The organism is Gilliamella sp. wkB308 (genome assembly GCF_001690185.1).
In the GTDB taxonomy this organism is placed as follows: Bacteria; Pseudomonadota; Gammaproteobacteria; order Enterobacterales; family Orbaceae; genus Gilliamella; species Gilliamella apicola_I.
In genome coordinates this window covers 1-1981 of sequence record NZ_LZGN01000016.1, presented here as the reverse complement: position 1 = coordinate 1981, position 1981 = coordinate 1, and the positions used below count along the sequence as shown (strand labels likewise).

3 protein-coding genes and 1 pseudogene are annotated in these 1981 nt (G+C 34.4%); all 4 read right to left on the bottom strand.

Translation table 11 applies throughout. The features are described from left to right. Nucleotides 1-84 precede the first annotated feature (84 nt). Complete coding sequence (locus A9G10_RS01910; protein ID WP_065557971.1) at nt 85-288, bottom strand: hypothetical protein; 204 nt, start codon at nt 286-288, stop codon at nt 85-87. Nucleotides 289-290: 2 nt separating this feature from the next. Then, on the bottom strand, nt 291-1040 hold the full coding sequence (locus tag A9G10_RS01905) for a gp53-like domain-containing protein (RefSeq protein ID WP_065558003.1): 750 nt from the start codon (nt 1038-1040) through the stop codon (nt 291-293). Further along, on the bottom strand, nt 1037-1693 hold the full coding sequence (locus A9G10_RS01900; RefSeq protein ID WP_065557661.1) for a DUF2612 domain-containing protein: 657 nt from the start codon (nt 1691-1693) through the stop codon (nt 1037-1039). Before A9G10_RS01900 ends, A9G10_RS01905 begins: the two co-directional genes overlap by 4 nt. After that, nucleotides 1686-1981, bottom strand: a pseudogene (locus A9G10_RS12710) (baseplate J/gp47 family protein); the annotation flags it as partial. The pseudogene A9G10_RS12710 and the gene A9G10_RS01900, both read right to left, overlap by 8 nt.

Here is a 1981-nt window from a genome sequence, read left to right as displayed (position 1 = left end):
CGTACTGGCGTCAGTTATTAATTTATCTCTGAGAGCTATGTTTTTCCTGATTTTAAAATCAGTTTCCGCTGCCATATCCAGTACCTATTGTCCACCGTTCCATTTGTGAAAACCTGACAGTGGGGACTCTGAATACGTTAAATCATTAAATATAACACACCCCGCATTGATTTCGTTAAATAAATCAATGTGTTGATCTTTTGTGATTTCAATTGAATCTGGTGGTATATCAATATTGATTTCATCTATATAAAATGATTGTGTTTTAAAATTATAAAAATGTTTCATACTCAAAATCCTAATGCTATGTAAAATAAATCGGTGTCAGCATATTCGCTAGGCCCACATCTTCCCCAACATCTAAATTGTGATGCTGAAATTGGGTGTGCCGATGTTGAATTTGCGCCGTAATACCTATCGCTTGTCATAACCAGAAAACACGTATGCGGAAACGCTGTATGAAACGATTGTATATAGCCATTCACCCCAGCAGTTTGAGAATATCTTGATTCCCCCCATTGAATCACTAATCCGCTGGGTAGTTTTATATAACCATTTTTATTGAATGATCCGGTGTAATCGTTGCTACAAATTAAATCGCGGTTATTAACAGTTGGCCGTTCTTTAAAATCAACATGTTCACCTACCTCATAAATAGGATCACTACCATTCATTATTTTTTGTGCGGGTAAAGCATTAAAATAATCTGCCTGTAATCTTTGCCACTTAGAGGTGTCGCTCGACGGTTGTGCATTGTCATTTTTAACTATGGCTATGTATAAAGCACCATTATATTTTATAATAGCATTTTCTGGATAAGTAACTAACTCACTCCATTCTGGCACACCTTGTTGTAACAGATATAGTATATTTTTATCAATTCGATTAAATGCGCCATTCATCCATTCCATTGGTGGTTTCGAAGCAGTTTGATCGATGGTGATTCCCCAGCCTCGACTTACATCAGGAAAATCCGTAACTTCCCCTTTTTTTGCTGAATCTGCAAAGATTAAATAATCTGGTTTTTTTTGTATAATCATTGAATAGTTCCTATTTCTTGAAGTCGAACAAATTTGCCTAAATTAAAACCGAATGATGCATTGTCATGCGAAAATCCAAACGGTTCATTATTAATTAGAACAATATATTGATACATAACACCAACAGGTCGGGCTAAAATATCCATTTTACTAATTGCATACAAAGTAAGTGAATTGAGTTGATCACTGTTAACTAATACGTTCATTGTCATATTTTGGGAATCAATAATATTTCCATTTCTGCCAATCACGAATTTAATTGATTTTACAATGTTTGATATTTCACCACTTTGATAATTTTTAGTAATTTTTGCCTTAATAAAGAAACGATAATCGCTATCATTTAATACAACAGATGCCGTTAAAGCGTCGCCATGTCGATAAAATTCACCAATATCAAATGATAATGCTGTGTTATCTTCTAACCATCCAAAATATTCTTTGGTGATAGCAGAAGGTAATACACGCAAGACGCCAACATGACGACCAATCAAATCAAGTGCATAACCTGTCGCGTCGTTGATGCTGAGAACATCCGCAATTTGAATGACATTGTTAAACGTGTTACCAGTCTCTTTATTGATAGCTTTGATAGTGCCTAATGCCTTGGGTTTTGTACGATATTGCCAAATGAGGAATTTTTCTCTATTCATCTATTAGCACCTCAACATGCGTTATCTGTGCATACTCTCGATAATCGATATTGACAATGTTGGCACTGTTTACAGCGAGTTCTTTAATATAAAATCCGTCAACTAAGTTAATGCTTGAAATAATGCGAGATGCATACACATTTTCACCAATTTCAAAATCAAGACTTTTTAAATTAGCTTTAATCTGTTCTGAATTGATATCATTAAAAGATTTGTAACGACCAATTGTCATTGAGACATTGATATCGACTTTTTTTGGTCTATCAAAGTGAACTTTTCGAGGTATTT

Coding starts and splice junctions, on each gene's coding strand:
- A9G10_RS01910 (WP_065557971.1), bottom strand. CDS start 288: ATGAAACATTTTTATAATTTTAAAACACAATCATTTTATATAGATGAA.
- A9G10_RS01905 (WP_065558003.1), bottom strand. CDS start 1,040: ATGATTATACAAAAAAAACCAGATTATTTAATCTTTGCAGATTCAGCA.
- A9G10_RS01900 (WP_065557661.1), bottom strand. CDS start 1,693: ATGAATAGAGAAAAATTCCTCATTTGGCAATATCGTACAAAACCCAAG.